An 18,855-nucleotide genomic window follows, 5' to 3' on the forward strand; every position below is an offset into this window, starting at 1 on the left:
CGCCGAGGTGGGGCGGCGACGCGCGGAGGGCCGAAGCCTGCCTGCCGACGGGCGCGGTGTGTCCGGCGCAGACTCGTCCTGTGCAGACGAAGAGCGGCGGTGAGCCGAGCGACGAAGGGCACTACGTCGTCATCAAGGGCCGTAAGTGGAGGGCTACGGATCCGTTGCTGCCGGAGGACGTCGCCGCGGAGCTTCGACGGCACCTCATGGCGGCGCGCCGGGCGGTGCGCGACGCCTTGCGGCAGGAGGATTCCGCGGCCGAGGGCCGGGCACGCGCCCGGGTCCAGCTGGCGAAGACCGCGCTCGGCGAACGAGGTGTCGCTTGGTGGGAGCAGTCGGACGCGAAGCGCCGGGAGCGCTGGGAGGACGGGCTGAAGCACCTCAGGGAGGAGCAGCCTTGACCCCGCGGCAAAAGGCTCCGGTTCGGTCCGTGCGGACGGGGAACTCGTCGATCATGGCGCACACCCCCAGGGCGAGTCAGGGCGGCAGCACCGTAGAAACGTCAACGATCCATCCGAACCCGTACCGGAGAACTGCTCATGACCGACCTGACAGTGACCATCGACGAATCTGAGGACGCCCGGGTCGTGGTGCGCGCCCAGGGCGACCTCGACATGCACACCGCGACGGGCCTCTACACCCAGGTCGGCGAGCTTCTCACCCGGCACCCCGCGGTGTTCATGGACCTGTCCCGCGTCGCGTTCTGCGACTCCTCCGGGTACAACGCGCTGCTCCGTCTGCACCGCCGCGCGCACGAAGCGGGCAGCAAGTTCATCCTCGTGTCCCCGCACCCCACCGTGAGCAGGCTGCTCGCCCTGACCGCCTCCGACGGCATCTTCGATGTCTACAGCAGCCAGACCCAGGCGTTCGCCGCGCACCCTGTCGCCGGTGACAACTGAAGGACCGGCGGAAGGGTTGCCGACCTCTTGAGGTAGAGGGACGGTGGTGGCAAAAGTCAGGCCGCTGCCCCCCGAGATCCCGGAGGCAAGAGTTGACGTCCGACGTACCGAGGCACACCGCTGCCCCGCGCCTGGAACAGGCCGAAGCGAAGGTGGCGGAGCTGGAGGAAGAGGTCGTCCAGCTGAAACAGGCGGTCGCCTCGCACCAGGACATCGGCCAGGCGATCGGCATCGTCATGGCCGTCGCACGCGTGTCGCCCGCCGACGCCTGGGACGTCGTGCGGGAGGTCTCCCAGCGCACCAACACCAAATTGCGCCAGGTGGCCTCACTGCTGACGGAGTGGAGCCTCAGCGGCAGCCTTCCCACCGAGGTCCGCACCGAACTCGACCGCCAGCTGCGTCTGCGGCGGGGTGGTGCAGTGGGTATGAACGGCACGGTGAGGGTTACTGATCCTCCATGACACACCATGACGTTGTTGTGATCGGTGCGGGCTCCGGGAACGCCGTGGTCGACGACCGCTTCTCGCATCTGGACGTGGCGATCGTCGCCGAGGCCCCCTTCGGGGGCACCTGCCTGAACGCGGGGTGCATTCCCAGCAAGATGCTGTCCGTCACGGCGGACGTCGCCGACACCGTCCGGGACAGTCAGCGGCACGACGTGCACGCCCGGCTCGACGGGGTCTCCTGGTCCCAGGTGCAGGAGCGGGTGTTCGGCCGTCTTGACGCGCAGGCCCGGGAGGGTGAGCAGGGCAGACGCGACACGTCATGGGTGACCGTCTACCGGGGGCACGCACGGTTCACCGGCGACAGGGAACTCCTCGTCGACACCGAGTCCGGCAGTGAGCGCGTCACCGCGGACCGGATCGTCGTGGCGGCGGGGAGCCGTCCCGTCGTTCCTCCGGCGATCGCCGAGTCCGGGCTGCCCTACGAAACCTCCGACACGATCATGCGTGTGCCGACCGTGCCCGCCCGGCTGATCGTGGTGGGCGGTGGCTACATCGCCGCCGAACTCGCGCACGTCTTCCACACGGCCGGTGCCGAGATCACGGTCATCGAGCACGAGGAACGGTTGCTGGCCCCGCAGGACGAATCGATCTCCCGGGCCTACACGGAGAGCGTGCGACCGCGCTGGGATCTGCGGCTCGGCCGGGAGGCGACCGGCGTGCACGGCTCTCCGGGCGATCTCACCGTCACCCTCGACGACGGCACACACCTTCGTGGGGACATGCTTCTCGTCGCGGTGGGACGCCGCTCCAACGCGGACTCACTGCACGTCGAGAAGGCCGGGATCGCCTGCGACGACCAGGGGCTGATCACCGTGGACGAGCAGCTGCGCACCGGCGCCGCCGGTGTCTGGGCGCTGGGGGACGTCACCGACGGCGGACCTCCGCTCAAGCACGTCGCCAACCGTCAGGCACAGGTGGTCGCCCACAATCTCCTCCACTTCGACCGGCCCCGCGAGATGTCCTACGACGCGGTCCCCTCGGCAGTCTTCGCGCACCCCGAGATCGGGCAGGTCGGCCTCACCGAGCAAGAGGCACGGAAGCGCGGCCTCGACTTCGTGGTCGGCCGCCGCGACTACGCGGACGTCGCCTACGGATGGGCGCTGGAGGACAAGGAGGGGTTCTGCAAGGTCCTCGTCGAGCGCACCACGGGCAGCCTCCTGGGGGCGCATGTGCTCGGTCCCCAGGCGGCCACGCTCATTCAGCCCCTGGTTCTTGCCATGGCCCACGGCATCAGCGCCCACGACGTGGCCGAAGGACCTCTGTGGATCCACCCCGCCCTCACCGAAGTGGTCGAGAACGCCCTGCGCGACGCCATCGAGAGGACGGAAACGGCGTAACCGCCGGCTCACGGACCGGTCGATGCGGCATGCCGCCGGCAGCTCTGTGATCGAAGCGGCGGGGCCGTTGTCGGTGATCTGTCGGTGGTCTGTCGATGGCTGCCGGGAGATTGCTGTTCGTCGGCGCCGGACAGCAACGGCGCCGGCCACCAGCACCGTCCCGGCCTCCCTGGAACGGCTCTCCCGGCGTGACCTGCCGGGTGTCCGCCCGGCGGTCGACGCTCAGGAAGAAGCTCCCATGACCACTGATGTCACGATCATCGGCGCCGGGCTCGGAGGCCTCACGCTCGCCCGCGTCCTGCACGTCCACGGAATACCGGCCACGGTCTACGAGGCGGAGTCCTCCCCGGCTGCGCGTTCGCAGGGCGGGATGCTCGACATCCACGACTACAACGGTCAACTCGCCGTCCAGGCAGCCGACTTGATGGACCAGTTCCGTGCCATCATTCTGCAGGGCCACCAGGCGATGCGGGTCCTCGACCCGGACGGGACCGTCCTGCACGAGCAGGCCGACGACGGCACGGGGGGACGCCCCGAGGTGCAGCGCGGCGAGCTGCGTCAGATCCTGCTCGACGCACTTCCGGCCGACACCGTCCGGTGGGGGCACAAGGTCAGCGGCACCCGTACTCTCGGCGACGGCCGCCACGAGGTGACGTTCGCCGACGGCGGCACCATCGTCACCGGCCTGCTGGTCGGCGCGGACGGCGCGTGGTCACGGGTGCGGCCGTTGCTCTCCGCCGCCACGCCCGAGTACGTCGGCAAATCGGTCGTCGACACCTACCTGTTCGACGCCGGTATCCGGCACCCCGCCGCCGCGAAAGCGGTCGGCGACGGATCGATGATCGCGCTCAAGCCCGGCAGGGAGATCTTCGCGCACCGGGAAAAGGGCAACACACTGCACGCCTACGTGGGGCTGGTCGAGCCGCAGGACTGGTTCGCCGCCATCGATTTCGCCGACGCCGCCGCGGCCACCGCGCGGATCGCGCAGGAATTCCACGGCTGGGCGCCGGAGATCACCGCGCTGATCACCGACGCCGACAGCCCGCCGACCCTACGTCCCCTCTACGCGCTGCCGACCGGGCACCGGTGGGACCGAGTCGCGGGGGTGACCCTGCTCGGTGACGCGGCCCACCTGTCGGCGCCGAACGGCGAGGGCGCCAACCTGGCCATGCTCGACGGCGCGGAACTCGGCAAGGCCCTCGCCGCGTACCCCGACGACATCGAGACCGCGCTCACCGCGTACGAGCAGGCCATGTTCCCCCGCAGCGCCGACGCCGCAGCCTCTGAAGGAAGCGAGTTCCACGGGACCGACTCCGACAACGACCCGGTGAAGGACCTGATCACCGAGTTCACCCGGCAAGAGGAGTCCGATTGACCGTGGCCGCGTAGGCCCGTCGCCCACGGGCGACGGGCCTCCGTCATGCGGACCTGACCATCACCGGCCCGGTCTGTACGTGCATCGTTTGTCGGTTTCCCCGACGCAGCCTTGCGGCCTAGTCATTGGGTACGTCGGGCTCCGGCAACCCTTGCCACGCCTGGACCGCCAGCAGGGCCACGACGTCCTGCGACGTCCCTGGCTCTACCTCGATCGACACCACAAGACCGTCCGGCAGCATGGCCACACGGGACTCCGAAGCCGGTTCCTGTTCCCATTCGTCCGACATGACAACCCCCTCTCCACGAGGTTGTGCGAAACCCCCGGGTGCCCGATCGGCACACCGCCATGCATCAGCCGTGTCGCCGACCGCGGCGGCGGGACATCCGTAGGCAAAGAGATTGCATGGTCTAGTCCAAAGCATGCTTTGGTCCAGTCCAATCCGTTGACGTGGTCCTCGCACTCTCACGAAGCTGTCCCGACTCGAATTCCCCCCCGAGCAGGAGGCACAGAGTGAGACGACTCCGCGCATGTCTTGGCGCAGCCACCGCCGTCACCACCGTCGCGCTCGCCACGACCGCCTTCATGGCGGCCAACGCGGCAGGCGCGTCAGCCGACTTGAGCAGCCGCTGGTACGCGGCGGCCCCTTATCTCATGCCGCTCGACAACGACCCGCCGGACGCGGGCGCCATCATGGACGCCACCGGGCTCAAGGCGTTCCAGCTCGCCTTCGTCCTGGCGCCCGACGGCGGCGGCTGTTCGCCGACATGGGACGGCACGGCCGCGGTGTCCTCCGACACCGCCGTCAAAGCGGTGGTCGACAGGATCCGTGCCAAGGGCGGTGACGTCTCCGTGTCCATCGGCGGGTACGGCGGCACCAAGCTCGGCCAGGCCTGCTCGGACGCCGCGTCCACCGCGGCGGCGTACCAGCAGGTCATCACCAAGTACGGTCTGCGTGCGATCGACTTCGACCTGGAGGAGCCCGAGTACGAGAACACGGCGGCCATCAAGAACGAGATCGGCGCCGCCAAGATCCTGCAGCAGAACAACCCCGGCCTCTACGTCTCCGTCACGACGGCCGGCACGGCGGACGGCACCGGCTGGTTCGGCAAGCAGATGCTGCTGGAGGCGAAGTCCCAGGGCTTCACGCCGAACAACTTCTCCATCATGCCCTTCGACGGCGGCTTCAACGGCGCGGCCTCGCAGACCAGCGCCCTGACGAACTTCAACCAGATCCTGCAGTCCACTTTCGGCTGGGACCAGGCCACCGCCTACGCCCACGAGGGTTTCTCCGGAATGAACGGCCGTAGTGACACGGGCGAGATGTTCACCCAGGCCGACTTCCAGACGGTCCTCGGCTACGCGACGAGTCATCACATGGACCGGTTCACCTTCTGGTCCCTCAACCGCGACCGCCAGTGCTCGCCACCCGACAACGGAGGCCGCACCTCCGGCACTTGCTCGAGCGTCGCGCAGAACGCGTGGGACTTCGCCACGTACTCGGTGGAGTTCGCCGGTGCCACGCCGCCCGCCACGACGCCGCCCTCGACCGGTACCCCGACCCCGCCGGCCAGCGGCTGCACGGCCCAGTGGAGCGCGACGGCGGTGTACACCGCGGGTACCGAGGCCGGCTACAACGGCCACAACTGGAAAGCCAAGTGGTGGACGCAGAACGAGAAGCCCGGCGCCGCCGAGTGGGGCCCTTGGCAGGACGAGGGCGCCTGCTGACCGTGGCAGTGCCGGACGCCGAGCGCCAGCCGTACCGGACGTCGCCAGCCGTTAGTCCGAGCGACCGAACACGGTGATTTGTTCTCTTCCCGATGGATCCCTGAGGCGACGCTGAAGTCGTCCATCCCCGAGGATGCTCAGGGTCGAGGAGATTCCGGGGCTGCACGCGCTCGACGGCTCGGCGACGATCGGGCGTGTGCGCCCCACTGACAGGGCGTGGGACGTGACCGCGGTGAGCGTTCCTTGGAAGACGCAATGATAGGTGCCCCCCTCGCCGTCGGACCCGTCGGCGATGAGGATCACGACGCGCTCACCGGCCTTCCCCTGGGTGATGACCAGTGTCCTCGGATTCCGACCCGTCGCGGTGTCGATGGAGGAATTCCACGTGCCGACGTAGGGGGCGGGGACGTCACCAGGGGGAGTGTCCGAGGGCGGCTGATGGAGCCGCTGCGGATCGGTCGGCAGACCAGTGGGGTACAAGCCGACCACGATGGCCAGCACCGCTGCGAGGACCAGGAAGAGCCACGGCCCGAGGCTTCGCGGGCCGTGGTCACTGAGGATCGTTCGTTGCGGGGCGGGCGAGGAGCGGGGATCCGCTCCGTCCTCCGTGATGATGAGTGTCGGCGGGGTGGTGCTGCCGTGGAGCCTGGCCGGCCGGGGCGCCTGTGCGGTGCGGGCGGGTGCGGGGCGGCCCGACTCCCAGATGCGTTCGGCCGAGGCGAGGGGCTGTGGGTACGTGTTGGCTTGCGGCGGCCGCGTGAGTCCGTAGGAGCGGATTCCGATGATCGCGGCCCCGGCCCGTCGGCCGAACGGGACTCGGCGTGGCCGTGTCCACGTGCGCTCGCGGCCTGCGCATCCGCGACTGCGCCCCACCGTGGCTTCGGCGGCTCGCCGCAACAGCCCTGTCGAGGTCATGGGGCGCCGTCCAGGGGCGAGTCGGTTGCGGTTGAGCGGTCGCGTCGAGAGAGGTCCGGGATCCGTTCGGTCGCGGGTCGGGGAGGCGGCCCGTGCTGCCTGCTCCCGCCGTCCACTGACGCCGTGTCGCCTCCGCGCTGCGGCGGCAGTTCAGGTTCGGGCACCGCATCGTGTGCGTCGAGGCGAGGTGGGGCCGTCCCGTCCGGGGCCGGGGGAGACGGGCCGCCCAGCAAGACATCGCCCAGGCGGGAGTTCTTGAGCTGAACGAGGACAAGAGGCGCGGAGGCGCCGGAGGCGAACACGGCAAAGTTGCCACTGACCTGGCCGGAGGTGCCCAGGAGCATGGCGACTCCGGCGCCGAGCAGGCAACGCACGGCGGCGGCGACGCCTTCGGCGGGCGCGTCGTAGAACGCGCCGAAGGTCGGCCGGTCGTCAGCTGAGGACACGGGGACCAGCCGGTGTTGGCGCCGTCCGGCCAGCCATTCCGTCATGCAGTCGTAGGCGTGCACCACGCCACGCACCGTTCCCCCTGCTGCCCCCAGCCCGAGCAGTGTTGCAGTGTCCACGTTTCCCCAACCCGGGCAGGAAATGCGCCAATCCGAGTGCAGTTCCACAGGGTACGAGCGTGGCTGGTGCCGTAGAGCGTCTTTGCCGACACATCCGGAGAATCCTGAACGGGCAAATTCGTTCGATGCCGCGTTCGTGATCGAGGCAGCATGCGTGGCATGACGACGAACCGAAAGGGCCGTGCCGCATGGGCGGCCCGGACACACCCGGGCCGGGTCCTCCCGTCTCCGGACGCAGAGTGCACGGCCCGTCGTCGACGGCCTGTCCGCACGTGCGATGTCCGAGGTCTTCTCTCTCGAACGCACTCGCAATTACCTGCAGCCCGGAGACGGCGGCGCGGCCGTGCGCCTGCTGGCCTGCTACCCGCCGATGAAGGCGGGGATCAGCAGTTCCGCACCGGATCGGTCTCGCTGGAGATCGCGGTGTCCTTCATGAAGCCCAGCTGGCCGTTGTCCGCGACGGTCATCAGCCAGCGCGTCGGGTGCGGGCCGCCGACCCAGTCCTGGCCGTCGAGCTTGCAGTAGAACCAGCTCGGGTTGGAGTACATGTACCCGACGATCTTGCTGGGGTCCGGGTACGAGTGGTTGTTGCCGATGATGCCGTACACCGGCGCACCCGACACGTTGTTGCAGTACCACCTGATCCCGCCGTCGTTCGTCCAACAGCCGGGTGCCGCACTGGCGGACGGAGCCGCCACAGCGCCGATCCCGACGGTCAGCGCCACCGTCGCCAGCACCGCTCCGAGTCTCTTGTGCACACGCATGATTTCCCCCGTGTCGGTCGCGGGCCGACACACCGATCGTGGTGCGCCGGCTGGTCGTTGGGAGAGACGCGACGGCTGCGCAAAAAGTTCCGTCGACGGCGGTCACTCCACGCTGACGCCCTCCGCCACCGCCCGTACCACCGAAGTCCCTTGTGCCTCCGTCAAAGAGGTTGCTTGCCCAGCACCACCAGATACGCGCCGTACGTCAGGGACATCGCGGTCAACGCCCCGGCCACTGCGAGGACTTGGGCCCGTCGCGCCCACCAGCCCCGCACCATGGCACGCGCCAACGGGATCAGCAGCGGGAACGCGGGCAGCAGGAAGCGGGGCTTGGAGGCGAACGGGCCAGAGGCCAGCACCACCAACGCCACCAGCGCACCCGCGTACATCACCAGCGCGAGCGGCGCCCGGTCCAGGCACAGCAGGACGAACAGCAGCACGCCGGCCAAGACGATCACCAGCGCCAGGGGGTAGCCGACCTTGCCGCCGTTCATGAACAGCCCGCGCAGGAAGCGCAGTTCCTGCATGCCGAAGTCGAACCGGGAGTTCCAGGCGCTCTGCACCTTGAGGTATCCGTGCAGTACGTCGCCGGTGCGCGATCCCACCCAGAGCACGTACCCCACCCAGCCCACGGGCGCCAGGAGTGCGCCGACCCACAGCCCGGCGGGTACCCGGCCGCGTCGCCGGACCACCTCGTAGGCGGCTACGACCAGGACCGTGGCCGCGAGGGCGTATCCGCTGGGCCGGGTCAGACCCGCGAGCGCCGCCAGTGCACCGGCCGTCGGCCAGCGGGACGTGAGCACGGCGTACAGGCACCAGGCGGCGAGCGCGCAGAAGAGGGGCTCGGTGTAGGCGAGAGTGAGGACGACCGAGTGCGGGAGCATGGCCCACAGGGCGACTGTCACGGTGGCGACGGCGACGCCATGGAGATGATGGACGACCGCGTACACGCCGTACGCCGCAGCCAGCGCCGCGGCCCACGCGACCACCAAGGCTGCCTCGCCGACGGACAGCCGCAGCACGGTGGCGACGGCTCTGATCAGCGCAGGGTAGAGCGGGAAGAAGGCGTAGTCGGTCTGCAGTAGCCCGGAAGCCGACTCGCGCCAGTGGTGCCCGTAATTGTGCTCGGCGATGCTCAGGTACCACCTGGAATCCCAGGAGTGCATCAACGTCTTGGACAGGGAGCGCCCCACGGCATGGTCGAACACGGCGACGACGGCGACGCCCGTGAGCCGTACGGCAGCGAACACGGCCAGGGCGCGCAGTACGCCCCGGGGCTTCGGAGGCCATCGGCGTGCCGGGCCGGACGCCGTCCGGGCCTGCGCCGCCCGTAGCGGAGCGGCGTCGTCGTCAGGACGCCGGACGATGGAGGACATTTCCACGAGCGGCAGGCTTCCGTGTGCGGCGTACCGGAACAACGAAAATTCCGGCTATTTCGGTAGAGGCGAAGCAAGAGATCCTCATTGGCGAGTCGCAGTGGCAAGCGGGGTGCAGTCGATGCTGGTGAAGGTCGGGGCAGGGCCGGCCCGGCGCTCGTAGCTGCGGGGGAGGGTCGGCAGTCGGCGAGGCAGGTCGCGCTGCTTTCGATGGCCCGGCGGTGACGGCCGCGTTGCATCCGCGACGTCTCAACTCCCTGCGGGCGGGCCATGCGTGGTGCCATGTAGCGCGAGCGGAGCCGTCGTCGCAGATCGCGGTTGTCGTAGGCGTTGTCGGCGTAAAGCTTGGCGCGATGCCGACGTCGGGGTTCCCGTGCCGGGATCGGCCGGCGCCGTGTTGCGCAACCAGCCGTTCCGCTGAGGGCGTTGAGAGCCGGGATGGAGAAGTGCGGAATACGGGTGTCCGGGCATCCGTGGGGCTTGACCGGCTGACGTGACGTCGTGGCGCAGTGGAGTCGGAAGGTCGTGCTGTGCAGGGCGGCCCATAGGATCCACCAGGTGTCTCCACGACATCACCATGCTGGTGAGCCCTGTTACTCGGCTATGACATTGCGATCTTGAAATGGCCGTCACAGCGCAAGTAGGTTCGATATGCAATGACTTTCCGTTACCAGCCGGCGCCTTCGCGCCGGGAGAAGGGATGCCTCATGGGTTCCCACGCCCGCCCCAACCGGCTCCACCGGACGGGGGCCCGCATCGCGACGGTCGCGCTGGTCGGGGCCGTTCTGCCGATCACTGCCGGGGGCCTCGCCGAGGCGGCCACCTCCAACACCACACACTCCGCCGAGGACAGCGATCGGGCGAGCGCCGAGAGCGCCACCCCTGCCAGTCAGAACCAGGGTGCCCTGACCACCAGAGACCAGGCCGCGCCCGTCACGAAAGCCGACCACGCCTTCCTGCTGGACGCCCGTGACGGCAGCCAGGAGCGGGAGATGTGGGCCGGGGCCAAGGCCGACGAGAGCGTGTCGATGGCCAGCACCACCAAGATCATGACCGCTTTGGTGGTGCTCAAGCACCCGGAGTGGCTGAACCGGCAGATCACGGTGAAGCAGTCCTACCGTGACTACGTTTCGGAGAACGGCGCCAGTACGGCCGACCTCCAGGTCGGCGACACGCTGACCGTCGAGCAGTTGCTGCACGCCATGCTGCTCCCGTCCGGTGCGGACGCCGCGATGGCCCTGGCCGACAGTTTCGGCGCCGGGGACACCGAGGACGCGCGGATCGCCGACTTCGAGAACCAGATGAACGCCGAAGCGCAGCAACTGGGCATGACCGGCACGCACTTCGACTCCTTCGACGGCATCTCGCACGGCGACAACCGCAGCACCGCCCGCGACCTGGCCAAGCTCGGCCAGCGCGCGATGCTGAAGCCGGTGTTCGCCGACATCGTGAAGAACACCCAGTACAAGGCCGAAGCTCCGGCGGCCAACGGACACACCCGGTACTACACCTGGAACAACACCAACGACCTGCTGAGCACCTACGACGGCGCCCTCGGCATCAAGACCGGCAGTGGCGCGGAGGCCGGCTACTCCCTCGTCTTCGCCGCCAAGCGGGACAACCGCACGCTGGTCGGCGCGATTGTCGGCGCCGACCAGGAGTGCTTCGACGACGCCACCAAGATGCTCGACTGGGGCTTCGCCCACTGATCCGGACAGCCCCCGGTTGTCCCGAGTACCGCACCACCGGCCCCCGCCCTGGCCCGAGCAGGCCCACAGGGTGGGGGCAAGGGGCGCGCCGGTGGCCCGCGGACGCGCGCCGGATGCCTCGGTGCAACGGCTCGTTCCTACGCGACCGTCAGCACGATCTTGCCTTGGATGTGCCCACGGGCGGCGCGTTCGTGCGCGGCCCGGGCGTCCGCGAGCGCGAAGGTGCTGTCGATCGCGACGCGGACCGTGCCCGCGTCGAGCAGATGCCCCAGTTCGGCGAGTTGCGCGCCGTTCGAGCGGACCTGCGCGATCGAGAGCGTGACGCCGAGCTTCGCGATCTCTTGTTCGTCGAATTCGCCCGGGAACACCGGGAACAGGGCGCCGCCGCGCTTGAGTGTGCGCAGAAGACGGCTGCTGTGGGGACCGCCGACGGTGTCGAGAACAAGGTCGATGTCGTGCACGAGTTCCTCGGGGCGACTCTTCGTGTAGTCGATGAACTGGTCGGCGCCGAGCTCACGCAGGAATGATTCGTGTGCGCCCGATGCCACGGCGATGACACGCGCGCCCTTCCACTTCGCCAGCTGCAGTGCGAAGTGCCCCACGCCGCCCGCGGCGCCGTTGACGAGCACTGTCTTGCCGGCGTCGAGCGTCGTCGGGCGGTGCCGCGCCTCCTGGAAGGGGGAGGGGCGATCGTGTCCGACCTCGATCAGGTACTGCCACGCGGTGAGCCCGGCCATGGGAGCCCCGGCGGCGTGCACGTGGTCGATGCCGGTCGGCTTCCGTGCGAGGTCCGAGGCGGGCGCGGCCACGTACTCGGCGTACGCGCTGCCGTCGAAGCTGGGAAAACGCAGAAGACCGAAGACCTCATCGCCTACGGCGAAATCGTGGACGTCCGCGGCGACGGCCTCGACAACGCCCGACACGTCCGTCCCCGGGATCACCGGCAGACTGACCGTCGCGTCCGGTTCCCCGGGCATGCTGGTCAGCCCGCCGCGCACGTACCAGTCCGGCGGATTGACGCCGACCGCGTGCACGCGGACGAGCACCTCGCCCGGCCCCGGCTCGGGGATCGGAGCCTCGTCGTAACGCAGCACCTCGGGGCCGCCGTGCTCATGGAGCCGGACTGCCCTCATCGTGTGTGTCGGCATCATTTCTCCTGCTCACGCTACGGGATACACTCATCTGGATCAGCGCTCCACATAAGTGGACCACTGATCCGAATATATGGACCACTGATCCGGATAGTCAAGAGGGGCAGATGCGGGCCGACGCCAGGAAGAACCGCGACCACGTGCTCGCAGTAGCGGGCGCCGCCATCGGCGAGCAGGGCGTCGACGTATCACTGCGTGACATCGCGCGCCGGGCCGACGTCGGGCTCGCGACACTGCTGCGTCACTTTCCGACACGCGAGGCGCTGCTCGAGGCCCTGCTCCGCACGAGCTTCGACGAGCTGACGGCACAGGCGGACGAGCTCGAGACGTCGAAGTCGCCCGAAGACGCTCTCGTCACGTGGCTGCGCGACTGTGTCGCCTGGACGACCGAGTACCGAGGGGTCACCGTGCTGATGGCAGCCGCCATCGAGGACGCCGAGTCCGCGCTCCACGCATCGTGTGTCACCCTGCGGGCGGCCGGGGCGCGACTCCTCACCCGTGCCCAGGCCGCGGGCGCCGCGCGGACCGATATCGATGGCACCGATCTGTTCGCGCTGGTGGCGGCGCTGGCTTGGCTCGGCGACCAGCCCTCGCTCGCGTCACGCGCCGAGCGCATCGTCGATGTCGTCGCGAGCGCGATTCTGACGGGTGCGGAGGGGGCGACTAAAAGCAGCGGCACGCGGTCGAGCGCGTGATCAACCGCCTCAAGCGCCACCGGGCCGTAGCCACGAGGTATGACAGGCTCGCGGTCCGCTACGAGGTGACCGTGCTGGTCGCGGTCCTCAACGAGTGCTTGTCGAACTTGGGCGGCCGTCCTCCTCGCGATCCGCGCTTGAGGTGGTTGCGGACGCGGTCCGTCGGGACCGGGGGCGTGGCCTTGATCCCGCGTCTGCGCAGGTAGGCGCGATTGCTGCGGGAGTCGTACGCCTTGTCGGCCCGGCCCCGGTCCGGCCGTTCGCGCGGCCTGCCGGCTCCGGGCCGGGGCACCCAGATCGCTTCCAGAACCGGCTCGAACTGAGGCGAATCACCCCGCTGTCCGGCGGTGATCACCACCGATAGCGGCTGCTGACCCTGCACGACGGCGAGGTGGATCTTGCTGGTCGGGCCGCCCGGGAGCGTCCGAGCCCTTGGCCGGCCGGCTCGACGGCGATCCCGCCGGGCGGTTCCTTCTGGAGATCCCCCTTTTCGCCGCCCCAGCCGCGTGCTGGTGGGCCCGGCGGACCGTGGGGTCGACGTTCACGTCCCAGGTGATCAGGCCCTTGGCGTCCGCCTCGGCCTGCAGCTGAGCGACGATCCGGGCCCAGGTGCCATCGCGCTGCCGGTGCCGGAACAGGTCATGGGCCCGGTCCCACGGCCTGTAGCGTTCCGGCGCGTCACGCCAGGGAGCACCCATCCGGGTCCGCCACCGTATGCCGTCCATCAGCTGCCGCCGCGTCCATGCCGGCGCGGCCCGACTTGATGCCTCGCGGCAACAGCGGCTCAAGTCGGTCCCACTGGCCGCTCGTCGGATCTCCACGTCCCACAGGACATGATCATCAAGGATCAAGATCACCTCTCGCAGCAGACCCCAGGCCCTCGGTCCCATGCCGCAGGGTCTCCAAGTCCCTTCGAAAGCCCGATCCGGGCGCGGCGATGTGAGGACGATGATGCGGGGAGACCTGAGAGAAGGAGTACCCCGTGTCGTATTTGGAGCGCCTCGACTACCCGGAGCCCCGCTACCTCGGCGGTCGGTAAGAGGTGATCGCTGTCTTCCGCCCTGCGGCTCCCCGCCGGACGTCTCCTCGTCCGGCAGTACGACCAGCTATCTCGCCAGGCATGAGTCCACGGGCGGCGAATTCGGCCTGTACAAAGTCGAGTGGGGCCGCAATTCTGTCGGAGCCAAGTCGCACTTCCATCGGGCCAAGTCGGAGTCCTTCTACGTCCTGTCGGGCGAATTGGAGCTCTATGCCGGAGAGAAGTGGGTGACAGGCCGCGAAGGAGATTTCCCCTACGTACCCCCGGCGGGCCGCATGCCTTCAGGAACGTGTCGGACGAGCCGATGTCCATGCTCATGCTGTTGTCTCCTGGGGCGCCGCGCGAGGAGTACTTCGAGCAGTTCGGGGAGATGGCACGGCGCAGCAGCGCGGAACTAAAAGGACTTCCGCCTGCGACACGACAGCTACTTCGACGGGGACCTGGACTCCGAGCACGGATAGCTGGAGACACCCCTCGGAACCGGCCGCGGTCGCCTTGCGGGTGGCTGAGCAAGGGCCGATGGTACGAGTGGGCGCCAGCCTCCCTCAGGTTGTTTGCAAGCACTTCTTTGGGCTCCACCGCGCGGAAGTTGATCTGGCTCCGCTCGCGGAGTGCCCCGCGGCTCTTGGACGCTGGATAGGGTCCGGGCGGAGGTGCGAGGATGAGCTTTCGGTTGGCGGCGTATGCCGTGTGCGTCGAGGACGGGCGGGTGCTGCTCGCCCGTCACGTGCCACCAGCGGGCGAAAGCAACTGGACTCTTCCGGGTGGCCGGGTCGAGCACGGCGAAGATCCGTTCGATGCTGTGATCCGGGAGTTCGCCGAGGAGACAGGCTGCACCGCGGTGGTGGATCGCCTGCTGGGCGTGGACTCACGGGTCATCCCCGCGGCCGAAGCCCGTGTGGGAGTCGAGCATCAGAATGTCGGCGTCTTCTACCGGGTCCGTATCACGGGCGGCCAGTTCCGGCCTGAGCCGAACGGCGAAATTGCCGAGTCCGTCTGGACCGTGATCTCCGACGTCGCCGGCCTGCGCCGGTCTTCACTGGTCGATGTCGGCCTCTCCCTGGCCCAGACCCTACCGGCAACCGGCCACGTCGATCCTGTCCCGGTCGACGGCCTGATCCAGCACTAGGTATCACCCGTATCTGCCTGGCCCGCTCGCCTCGTAGACGCTTGTGAACGGGCCGACGGAACCGGTCTGAGCGGGCGGGAGTCCGCCATCACCGGCTGGAGATCGATGAGCGTGGTGCCGGAGACCGCGTCGAGGCCCGGCACCGTCGGTTCGCTGGACGGCTACGACCTAGCCGTTCTGCTGGTCCTCCGCCTCGTACGCACGCGAACGACGGTTGCGGAAGCGTTCCAGAACGGCTGTGCCGAAGAGTACGAGCCCGATGGCGACGATCTTGCTTGCCTGGTAGCCGGTAGCCGCGTCGCCCGTGGCGCCGGACCCCAGGAACTCCCACAGCACCCAGGCGATACCGATGACGATGAGGAGAGCCGCCCCCACCGGGCCGATGCCCCACCACCACGGTGCCTGAGGGTGCTCATCGGTCTGGTCGCGGTTGTCGTGCGTCAAGGCTGTTCTCCAGGTCGGAGGAGGGGCGGTGCCCGGTGCCGTTACGGGCCGGGAAATGAAGGGACGCTCAACACGGGTCACCTGGTTGCCCGACCCCTTCTCCATCTCGCTGATCGGCAGCCAACTCGCCATGCCCTGGACACCGTGCATTCTCTGACTAGAGTCAGAGAATGCAGGATGAGCAAGTGGCGCGGGTGCGACGTTTCAACCGGGCGGTCGCGGAGCGCGTAGGTGTGCTGCACGACCAGTACCTGGGCGGTGCGCGCCCCTATGGGCAGGCGCGGCTGCTCTGGGAGCTCGGTGGTGAACGGGTGCAGGACGTGCGCAGCGTGCGGGACAGGCTGGGCCTCGACTCCGGTTATGTGAGCCGGCTCTTGCGAGCCCTCGAAGGCGACGGTCTCGTCGCCGTCGAACCCCACCCCCGCGACGGGAGGGTCCGCACGGTGCGCCTGACCGAGGCCGGGCAACGAGAGCGCGCACATCTCGACGACAGGAGTGACGCACTCGCCTCGTCGCTCCTCGAACCCCTCGATGCCGTACAACGGGACCAGTTGACCTCGGCCATGGCGGAGGTGGAGCGCCTGCTGACCGCCTCGGTGGTCTCCCTGGAAGTGCTCGACCCCGATCACGGGGACGCCGTGCGCTGTCTGCGGTCCTACGCTGCCGAACTCGCGGATCTCTTCGAAGGCGGCTTCGACCCCGCGGCCAGCCTGCTGCCCGATCCGGGCGAACTGCGCCTGCCCCAGGGTCTGTTCCTCGTGGCCCGGCTGCACGGCGAGCCGGTCGGCTGCGCCGGACTCAAGCTGCCGTCCGGCGCGCCCGCCGAGATCAAGCGGCTGTGGGTCAGTCCCCGTGCCCGGCGGCTCGGCCTGGCCCGGCGCCTGCTGTCCGAGCTCGAAGCACGCGCCGCCCGGCACGGCAGCGATCGAGTGCGGCTCGACACCAACAGGGCCCTGGAGGCCGCCATGCGTCTCTACCGCAGCAGCGGGTATCGCGAAGTGCCCGCCTTCAACGATGAACCGTACGCCCACCACTGGTTCGAGAAGCGGCTCACCGCTGTGAGGCCCTGAGCCTGCCGCGGCCTAGCGACGATGTTCGTGCCCTACCCCCTCCCCCTTCACTCTGGACGTCGGCTAGGTTCCAGTCCCAACGCCTCGATCAGGCCGATGGTGCCGACCTGGACAACGTCCTCCATCTCCCGCACCCGACGGTGCTTGAACCGCGAGGCCGCGTACTGCGTCACGGAGGAAGCGTGCCCTCCCCCGGACACGTCCTGGCCCGTGCACGTGCCGCGCCGGCTACTGGAAGCCCGTATCGAACTGTCCAAGGCCACCCAGGAGTTGCGCAGGGCAATGTGCCTACGGGAGCGGCTGTGGGGAAGGGTGCTGCCCATGACGTCCGGCAGCGGAAAGATCTGCGTTGACCAGCAGGAACGCGTGGCTGTGGTCACCCCGCGAGGTGAAGTGGATCTGAACGACCTCACGGAGGTCGTCGACCCTTTCGCGCAGGTCCTCTCCGACGTGGCGACCGACGCCACCCTGGTCGATCTCTCCCAGGTGACGTTCGCCGACAGTGTCTTCCTCAATCAGATCCTGGTGACCTGCTCCGGCCATGCTGTGAAGGGGCGCCCCCTCGTCCTGTGCGGGCCGTTGCACGATGTGGTGCGGCGTCTGCTGCAGATCACCGGGTACCGACACTTTCCTGCCACTCGCCGCCGACCGGCAGGGTGCCTTGGATCAACTGCGCACCTCTGACGCGTCATAGCGCGAGGAGTGTGGCTCTACGAGCCCGTTCAGCTTCGTGCCCGCTCAGGACGAGGGCGCGGCGGCCAGCACGGCGATGATCGTCTTGCCGCCGGTGTGCTGCTCGATCGAGACGGAGCGGGCCAGCCGGCGCACCATGAGCCAGCCGAAACCGTCGGGCATGACCGGATCGTGGGGGAGCAGGTGCGGGTGCCGGGTGCTGTGGTCGCTGACCTGGATCACCAGGGCGTGTTCGTGGACGCAGGCACTGAAGCGGGTGATACCGGCGCCGTGGCGCAGCGCGTTGGCCGCAAGCTCGCTGGCGATCAGCAGGGCGTCCTCGTGCAGCCGGCGCGCCTGGTGATAGGGCATGCCCTCGCACAGGGGGAGGACGGCTGTGCTGGTCTCGGCGCGTGCCTGCGAACAGGTCGTGCGCTCCGTGAGGGGCATGGCGGGAGCGCTCATGGCGAAACCTCCTTCATCTGCGTGTGCCGCCGGCGTCCTTCACGATTCGCGTGCCCGTCACCCAGGGGCGCACACGTCATATCGAAGCGGAACAGGTGGATATGCGATGCCTTGCACGCCAGAGTCTGTATGCGCGAAGAGCCCGTCAGGGCGAGGTCTGTTGGTGCCGTGCGGAACGTTTCTTGAGCCACATGGGCAGTGCGTACCAGCACAGGGCGAACCACAGGAGGATTCCGCCGGCGAGGATCTCGGCGAGCAGGTCGGGCAGGACCACGTGCAGGATCAGCAGCACCGTGCCGCTGATGGTGAGGGCCAGGAGGACAAGCCCGGTGACCATCAGCCGTCCTGCTGTCTTCACCAGATCGTCTTTCAACCGCTGGCCCGTCAGCAGCCGGTGCAGGGACACCGGGGCGATGAGGACGCCGGTCGCGGCAGCACCGAGGATCACGGTCGTCACATAGACGGTGGTGTCGAAGGTGCCGAGGTCGCCGAAGCGAGGAGTGAAAGCGACGCTCAGCAGAAAGCCGAAGAGGATCTGGACGCCCGTCTGCGCGACGCGGGTCTCCTGCAGGACTTCCGCCCAGCGCCGGTTGGCCCTCTCATGAGCTTCCTCCCGGCTCTCGCCCTGCTCTGGGGCCGATCTTGCTATCTCACCGATACTCACAGACACCCTCCCTTTGGTAGGGAGCGGGTGCCCGCGGAATCGACGATTACCGGGCCGTCGTAAAAGGTTGGGCAAGTTTCTCTCCGCGCCGGTGGGGCTGAGGTCACAGCCGACCGGCACACGTCACCGGTTGCTGGGTGCGGAGAAGGCGACGCTGCTCGGCGTGGGCCCCGTGCCGGCCGGCGCTCAGGCGGCTGCGCACCGGGGCTGCCGCTGCTGCATGCCGACACTGGTCGGGCCTGATTACCTCACCACCGTGCTCGCGAAAATCTGTGTTGGCGGGAGTAGACATTGGTCCGTGCTGTGGCTATGGTTTCTCTCGTACCCCGGAGAGACCGTGGGGCCCGGCAG

At 68.8% G+C, this 18,855-nt stretch carries 21 protein-coding genes and 3 pseudogenes; 13 read left to right on the plus strand and 11 right to left on the minus strand.

The window, feature by feature from the left end:
• Positions 1-80: 80 nt before the first annotated feature.
• The 5 genes from AB0J02_RS38010 (at position 81) to AB0J02_RS38030 (ending at position 4,117) form a co-directional block, all read left to right on the plus strand.
• Positions 81-401: a hypothetical protein gene (locus tag AB0J02_RS38010; protein ID WP_363198444.1), complete on the plus strand. Its 321-nt coding sequence runs from the start codon at positions 81-83 to the stop codon at positions 399-401.
• Positions 402-539: 138 nt separating this feature from the next.
• On the plus strand, positions 540-899 hold the full coding sequence (locus AB0J02_RS38015; protein WP_363198445.1) for an STAS domain-containing protein: 360 nt from the start codon (positions 540-542) through the stop codon (positions 897-899).
• 92 nt (positions 900-991) lie between these two features.
• Entirely contained in the window at positions 992-1,360 is a 369-nt protein-coding gene (locus AB0J02_RS38020) for an ANTAR domain-containing protein (protein ID WP_363198446.1), read from the plus strand.
• Positions 1,357-2,742 (plus strand): mycothione reductase, encoded by a 1,386-nt coding sequence (locus AB0J02_RS38025; protein ID WP_363198447.1) that lies wholly within the window; start codon positions 1,357-1,359, stop codon positions 2,740-2,742. The genes AB0J02_RS38020 and AB0J02_RS38025 overlap by 4 nt, the downstream gene beginning before the upstream one ends.
• Before the next feature lie 238 nt (positions 2,743-2,980).
• Positions 2,981-4,117 (plus strand): NAD(P)/FAD-dependent oxidoreductase, encoded by a 1,137-nt coding sequence (locus AB0J02_RS38030; RefSeq protein WP_363198448.1) that lies wholly within the window; start codon positions 2,981-2,983, stop codon positions 4,115-4,117.
• A 118-nt stretch (positions 4,118-4,235) separates the two neighbouring features.
• Here the strand turns inward: AB0J02_RS38030 and AB0J02_RS38035 are convergent, their stop codons facing one another.
• Positions 4,236-4,406 (minus strand): hypothetical protein, encoded by a 171-nt coding sequence (locus tag AB0J02_RS38035; protein ID WP_363198449.1) that lies wholly within the window; start codon positions 4,404-4,406, stop codon positions 4,236-4,238.
• Between the two features lie 224 nt (positions 4,407-4,630).
• Between AB0J02_RS38035 and AB0J02_RS38040 the strand changes: the two genes are divergently transcribed.
• On the plus strand, positions 4,631-5,845 hold the full coding sequence (locus AB0J02_RS38040; RefSeq protein WP_363198450.1) for a carbohydrate-binding protein: 1,215 nt from the start codon (positions 4,631-4,633) through the stop codon (positions 5,843-5,845).
• Between the two features lie 911 nt (positions 5,846-6,756).
• Here the strand turns inward: AB0J02_RS38040 and AB0J02_RS38045 are convergent.
• The 3 genes from AB0J02_RS38045 to AB0J02_RS38055 form a co-directional block, all read right to left on the minus strand.
• On the minus strand, positions 6,757-7,326 hold the full coding sequence (locus AB0J02_RS38045) for a hypothetical protein (RefSeq protein ID WP_363198451.1): 570 nt from the start codon (positions 7,324-7,326) through the stop codon (positions 6,757-6,759).
• 383 nt (positions 7,327-7,709) lie between these two features.
• Complete coding sequence (locus AB0J02_RS38050) at positions 7,710-8,090, minus strand: hypothetical protein (protein ID WP_363198452.1); 381 nt, start codon at positions 8,088-8,090, stop codon at positions 7,710-7,712.
• Positions 8,091-8,251: 161 nt separating this feature from the next.
• On the minus strand, positions 8,252-9,466 hold the full coding sequence (locus tag AB0J02_RS38055; RefSeq protein WP_363198453.1) for a hypothetical protein: 1,215 nt from the start codon (positions 9,464-9,466) through the stop codon (positions 8,252-8,254).
• Between the two features lie 707 nt (positions 9,467-10,173).
• Between AB0J02_RS38055 and AB0J02_RS38060 the strand changes: the two genes are divergently transcribed.
• On the plus strand, positions 10,174-11,175 hold the full coding sequence (locus AB0J02_RS38060; RefSeq protein WP_363198454.1) for a serine hydrolase: 1,002 nt from the start codon (positions 10,174-10,176) through the stop codon (positions 11,173-11,175).
• A 137-nt stretch (positions 11,176-11,312) separates the two neighbouring features.
• Here the strand turns inward: AB0J02_RS38060 and AB0J02_RS38065 are convergent, their stop codons facing one another.
• Complete coding sequence (locus AB0J02_RS38065; protein WP_363198455.1) at positions 11,313-12,323, minus strand: NADP-dependent oxidoreductase; 1,011 nt, start codon at positions 12,321-12,323, stop codon at positions 11,313-11,315.
• A 110-nt stretch (positions 12,324-12,433) separates the two neighbouring features.
• On the opposite strand from AB0J02_RS38065, the gene AB0J02_RS38070 reads away from it, so the two are divergent.
• Entirely contained in the window at positions 12,434-13,021 is a 588-nt protein-coding gene (locus AB0J02_RS38070) for a TetR/AcrR family transcriptional regulator (RefSeq protein WP_363198456.1), read from the plus strand.
• A 58-nt stretch (positions 13,022-13,079) separates the two neighbouring features.
• On the opposite strand, the gene AB0J02_RS38075 is transcribed toward AB0J02_RS38070, so the two are convergent.
• Together AB0J02_RS38075 and AB0J02_RS38080 are read right to left on the minus strand one after the other, a co-directional pair.
• Positions 13,080-13,403: a transposase gene (locus tag AB0J02_RS38075; protein WP_363198457.1), complete on the minus strand. Its 324-nt coding sequence runs from the start codon at positions 13,401-13,403 to the stop codon at positions 13,080-13,082.
• Entirely contained in the window at positions 13,351-13,911 is a 561-nt protein-coding gene (locus tag AB0J02_RS38080; protein WP_363198458.1) for a transposase, read from the minus strand. The genes AB0J02_RS38075 and AB0J02_RS38080 overlap by 53 nt, the downstream gene beginning before the upstream one ends.
• Before the next feature lie 152 nt (positions 13,912-14,063).
• Between AB0J02_RS38080 and AB0J02_RS38085 the strand changes: the two are divergent.
• Both AB0J02_RS38085 and AB0J02_RS38090 read left to right on the plus strand, forming a co-directional pair.
• Positions 14,064-14,521, plus strand: a pseudogene (locus tag AB0J02_RS38085) (cupin domain-containing protein).
• Between the two features lie 200 nt (positions 14,522-14,721).
• On the plus strand, positions 14,722-15,189 hold the full coding sequence (locus AB0J02_RS38090; protein ID WP_363198459.1) for an NUDIX domain-containing protein: 468 nt from the start codon (positions 14,722-14,724) through the stop codon (positions 15,187-15,189).
• A 168-nt stretch (positions 15,190-15,357) separates the two neighbouring features.
• Here the strand turns inward: AB0J02_RS38090 and AB0J02_RS38095 are convergent, their stop codons facing one another.
• Positions 15,358-15,633, minus strand: coding sequence for a hypothetical protein (locus AB0J02_RS38095; RefSeq protein ID WP_363198460.1), 276 nt, complete (start codon positions 15,631-15,633; stop codon positions 15,358-15,360).
• Between the two features lie 170 nt (positions 15,634-15,803).
• Between AB0J02_RS38095 and AB0J02_RS38100 the strand changes: the two genes are divergently transcribed.
• Positions 15,804-16,703, plus strand: coding sequence for a bifunctional helix-turn-helix transcriptional regulator/GNAT family N-acetyltransferase (locus AB0J02_RS38100; RefSeq protein WP_363198461.1), 900 nt, complete (start codon positions 15,804-15,806; stop codon positions 16,701-16,703).
• 77 nt (positions 16,704-16,780) lie between these two features.
• Here the strand turns inward: AB0J02_RS38100 and AB0J02_RS38105 are convergent.
• A pseudogene (locus AB0J02_RS38105) lies at positions 16,781-16,879 on the minus strand (RNA polymerase sigma factor SigF); the annotation flags it as partial.
• A 19-nt stretch (positions 16,880-16,898) separates the two neighbouring features.
• Between AB0J02_RS38105 and AB0J02_RS38110 the strand changes: the two are divergent.
• Both AB0J02_RS38110 and AB0J02_RS38115 read left to right on the plus strand, forming a co-directional pair.
• A pseudogene (locus AB0J02_RS38110) lies at positions 16,899-16,979 on the plus strand (RNA polymerase sigma factor SigF); the annotation flags it as partial.
• Between the two features lie 45 nt (positions 16,980-17,024).
• Positions 17,025-17,387 carry an STAS domain-containing protein gene (locus tag AB0J02_RS38115; protein ID WP_363198467.1) on the plus strand — a complete coding sequence of 121 codons (363 nt, stop codon included), beginning with the start codon at positions 17,025-17,027 and terminating at the stop codon, positions 17,385-17,387.
• A 54-nt stretch (positions 17,388-17,441) separates the two neighbouring features.
• Here AB0J02_RS38115 and AB0J02_RS38120 read toward each other — a convergent pair whose 3' ends face one another.
• A complete protein-coding gene (locus AB0J02_RS38120) occupies positions 17,442-17,840 on the minus strand; it encodes an ATP-binding protein (protein ID WP_363198462.1) in 399 nt (132 codons plus the stop codon).
• A 145-nt stretch (positions 17,841-17,985) separates the two neighbouring features.
• On the minus strand, positions 17,986-18,498 hold the full coding sequence (locus tag AB0J02_RS38125) for a DUF6328 family protein (RefSeq protein ID WP_363198468.1): 513 nt from the start codon (positions 18,496-18,498) through the stop codon (positions 17,986-17,988).
• Positions 18,499-18,855: the final 357 nt, after the last annotated feature.

It is taken from the genome of Streptomyces sp. NPDC050264 (assembly GCF_040655895.1).
Taxonomy (GTDB): domain Bacteria; phylum Actinomycetota; class Actinomycetes; order Streptomycetales; family Streptomycetaceae; genus Streptomyces.

Coding starts and splice junctions, on each gene's coding strand:
- AB0J02_RS38120 (WP_363198462.1), bottom strand. CDS start 17,840: ATGAGCGCTCCCGCCATGCCCCTCACGGAGCGCACGACCTGTTCGCAG.
- AB0J02_RS38015 (WP_363198445.1), top strand. CDS start 540: ATGACCGACCTGACAGTGACCATCGACGAATCTGAGGACGCCCGGGTC.
- AB0J02_RS38090 (WP_363198459.1), top strand. CDS start 14,722: ATGAGCTTTCGGTTGGCGGCGTATGCCGTGTGCGTCGAGGACGGGCGG.
- AB0J02_RS38070 (WP_363198456.1), top strand. CDS start 12,434: ATGCGGGCCGACGCCAGGAAGAACCGCGACCACGTGCTCGCAGTAGCG.
- AB0J02_RS38115 (WP_363198467.1), top strand. CDS start 17,025: ATGACGTCCGGCAGCGGAAAGATCTGCGTTGACCAGCAGGAACGCGTG.
- AB0J02_RS38050 (WP_363198452.1), bottom strand. CDS start 8,090: ATGCGTGTGCACAAGAGACTCGGAGCGGTGCTGGCGACGGTGGCGCTG.
- AB0J02_RS38065 (WP_363198455.1), bottom strand. CDS start 12,323: ATGCCGACACACACGATGAGGGCAGTCCGGCTCCATGAGCACGGCGGC.
- AB0J02_RS38035 (WP_363198449.1), bottom strand. CDS start 4,406: ATGTCGGACGAATGGGAACAGGAACCGGCTTCGGAGTCCCGTGTGGCC.
- AB0J02_RS38080 (WP_363198458.1), bottom strand. CDS start 13,911: ATGGGACCGAGGGCCTGGGGTCTGCTGCGAGAGGTGATCTTGATCCTT.
- AB0J02_RS38100 (WP_363198461.1), top strand. CDS start 15,804: ATGCAGGATGAGCAAGTGGCGCGGGTGCGACGTTTCAACCGGGCGGTC.
- AB0J02_RS38055 (WP_363198453.1), bottom strand. CDS start 9,466: ATGTCCTCCATCGTCCGGCGTCCTGACGACGACGCCGCTCCGCTACGG.
- AB0J02_RS38060 (WP_363198454.1), top strand. CDS start 10,174: ATGGGTTCCCACGCCCGCCCCAACCGGCTCCACCGGACGGGGGCCCGC.
- AB0J02_RS38025 (WP_363198447.1), top strand. CDS start 1,357: ATGACACACCATGACGTTGTTGTGATCGGTGCGGGCTCCGGGAACGCC.
- AB0J02_RS38030 (WP_363198448.1), top strand. CDS start 2,981: ATGACCACTGATGTCACGATCATCGGCGCCGGGCTCGGAGGCCTCACG.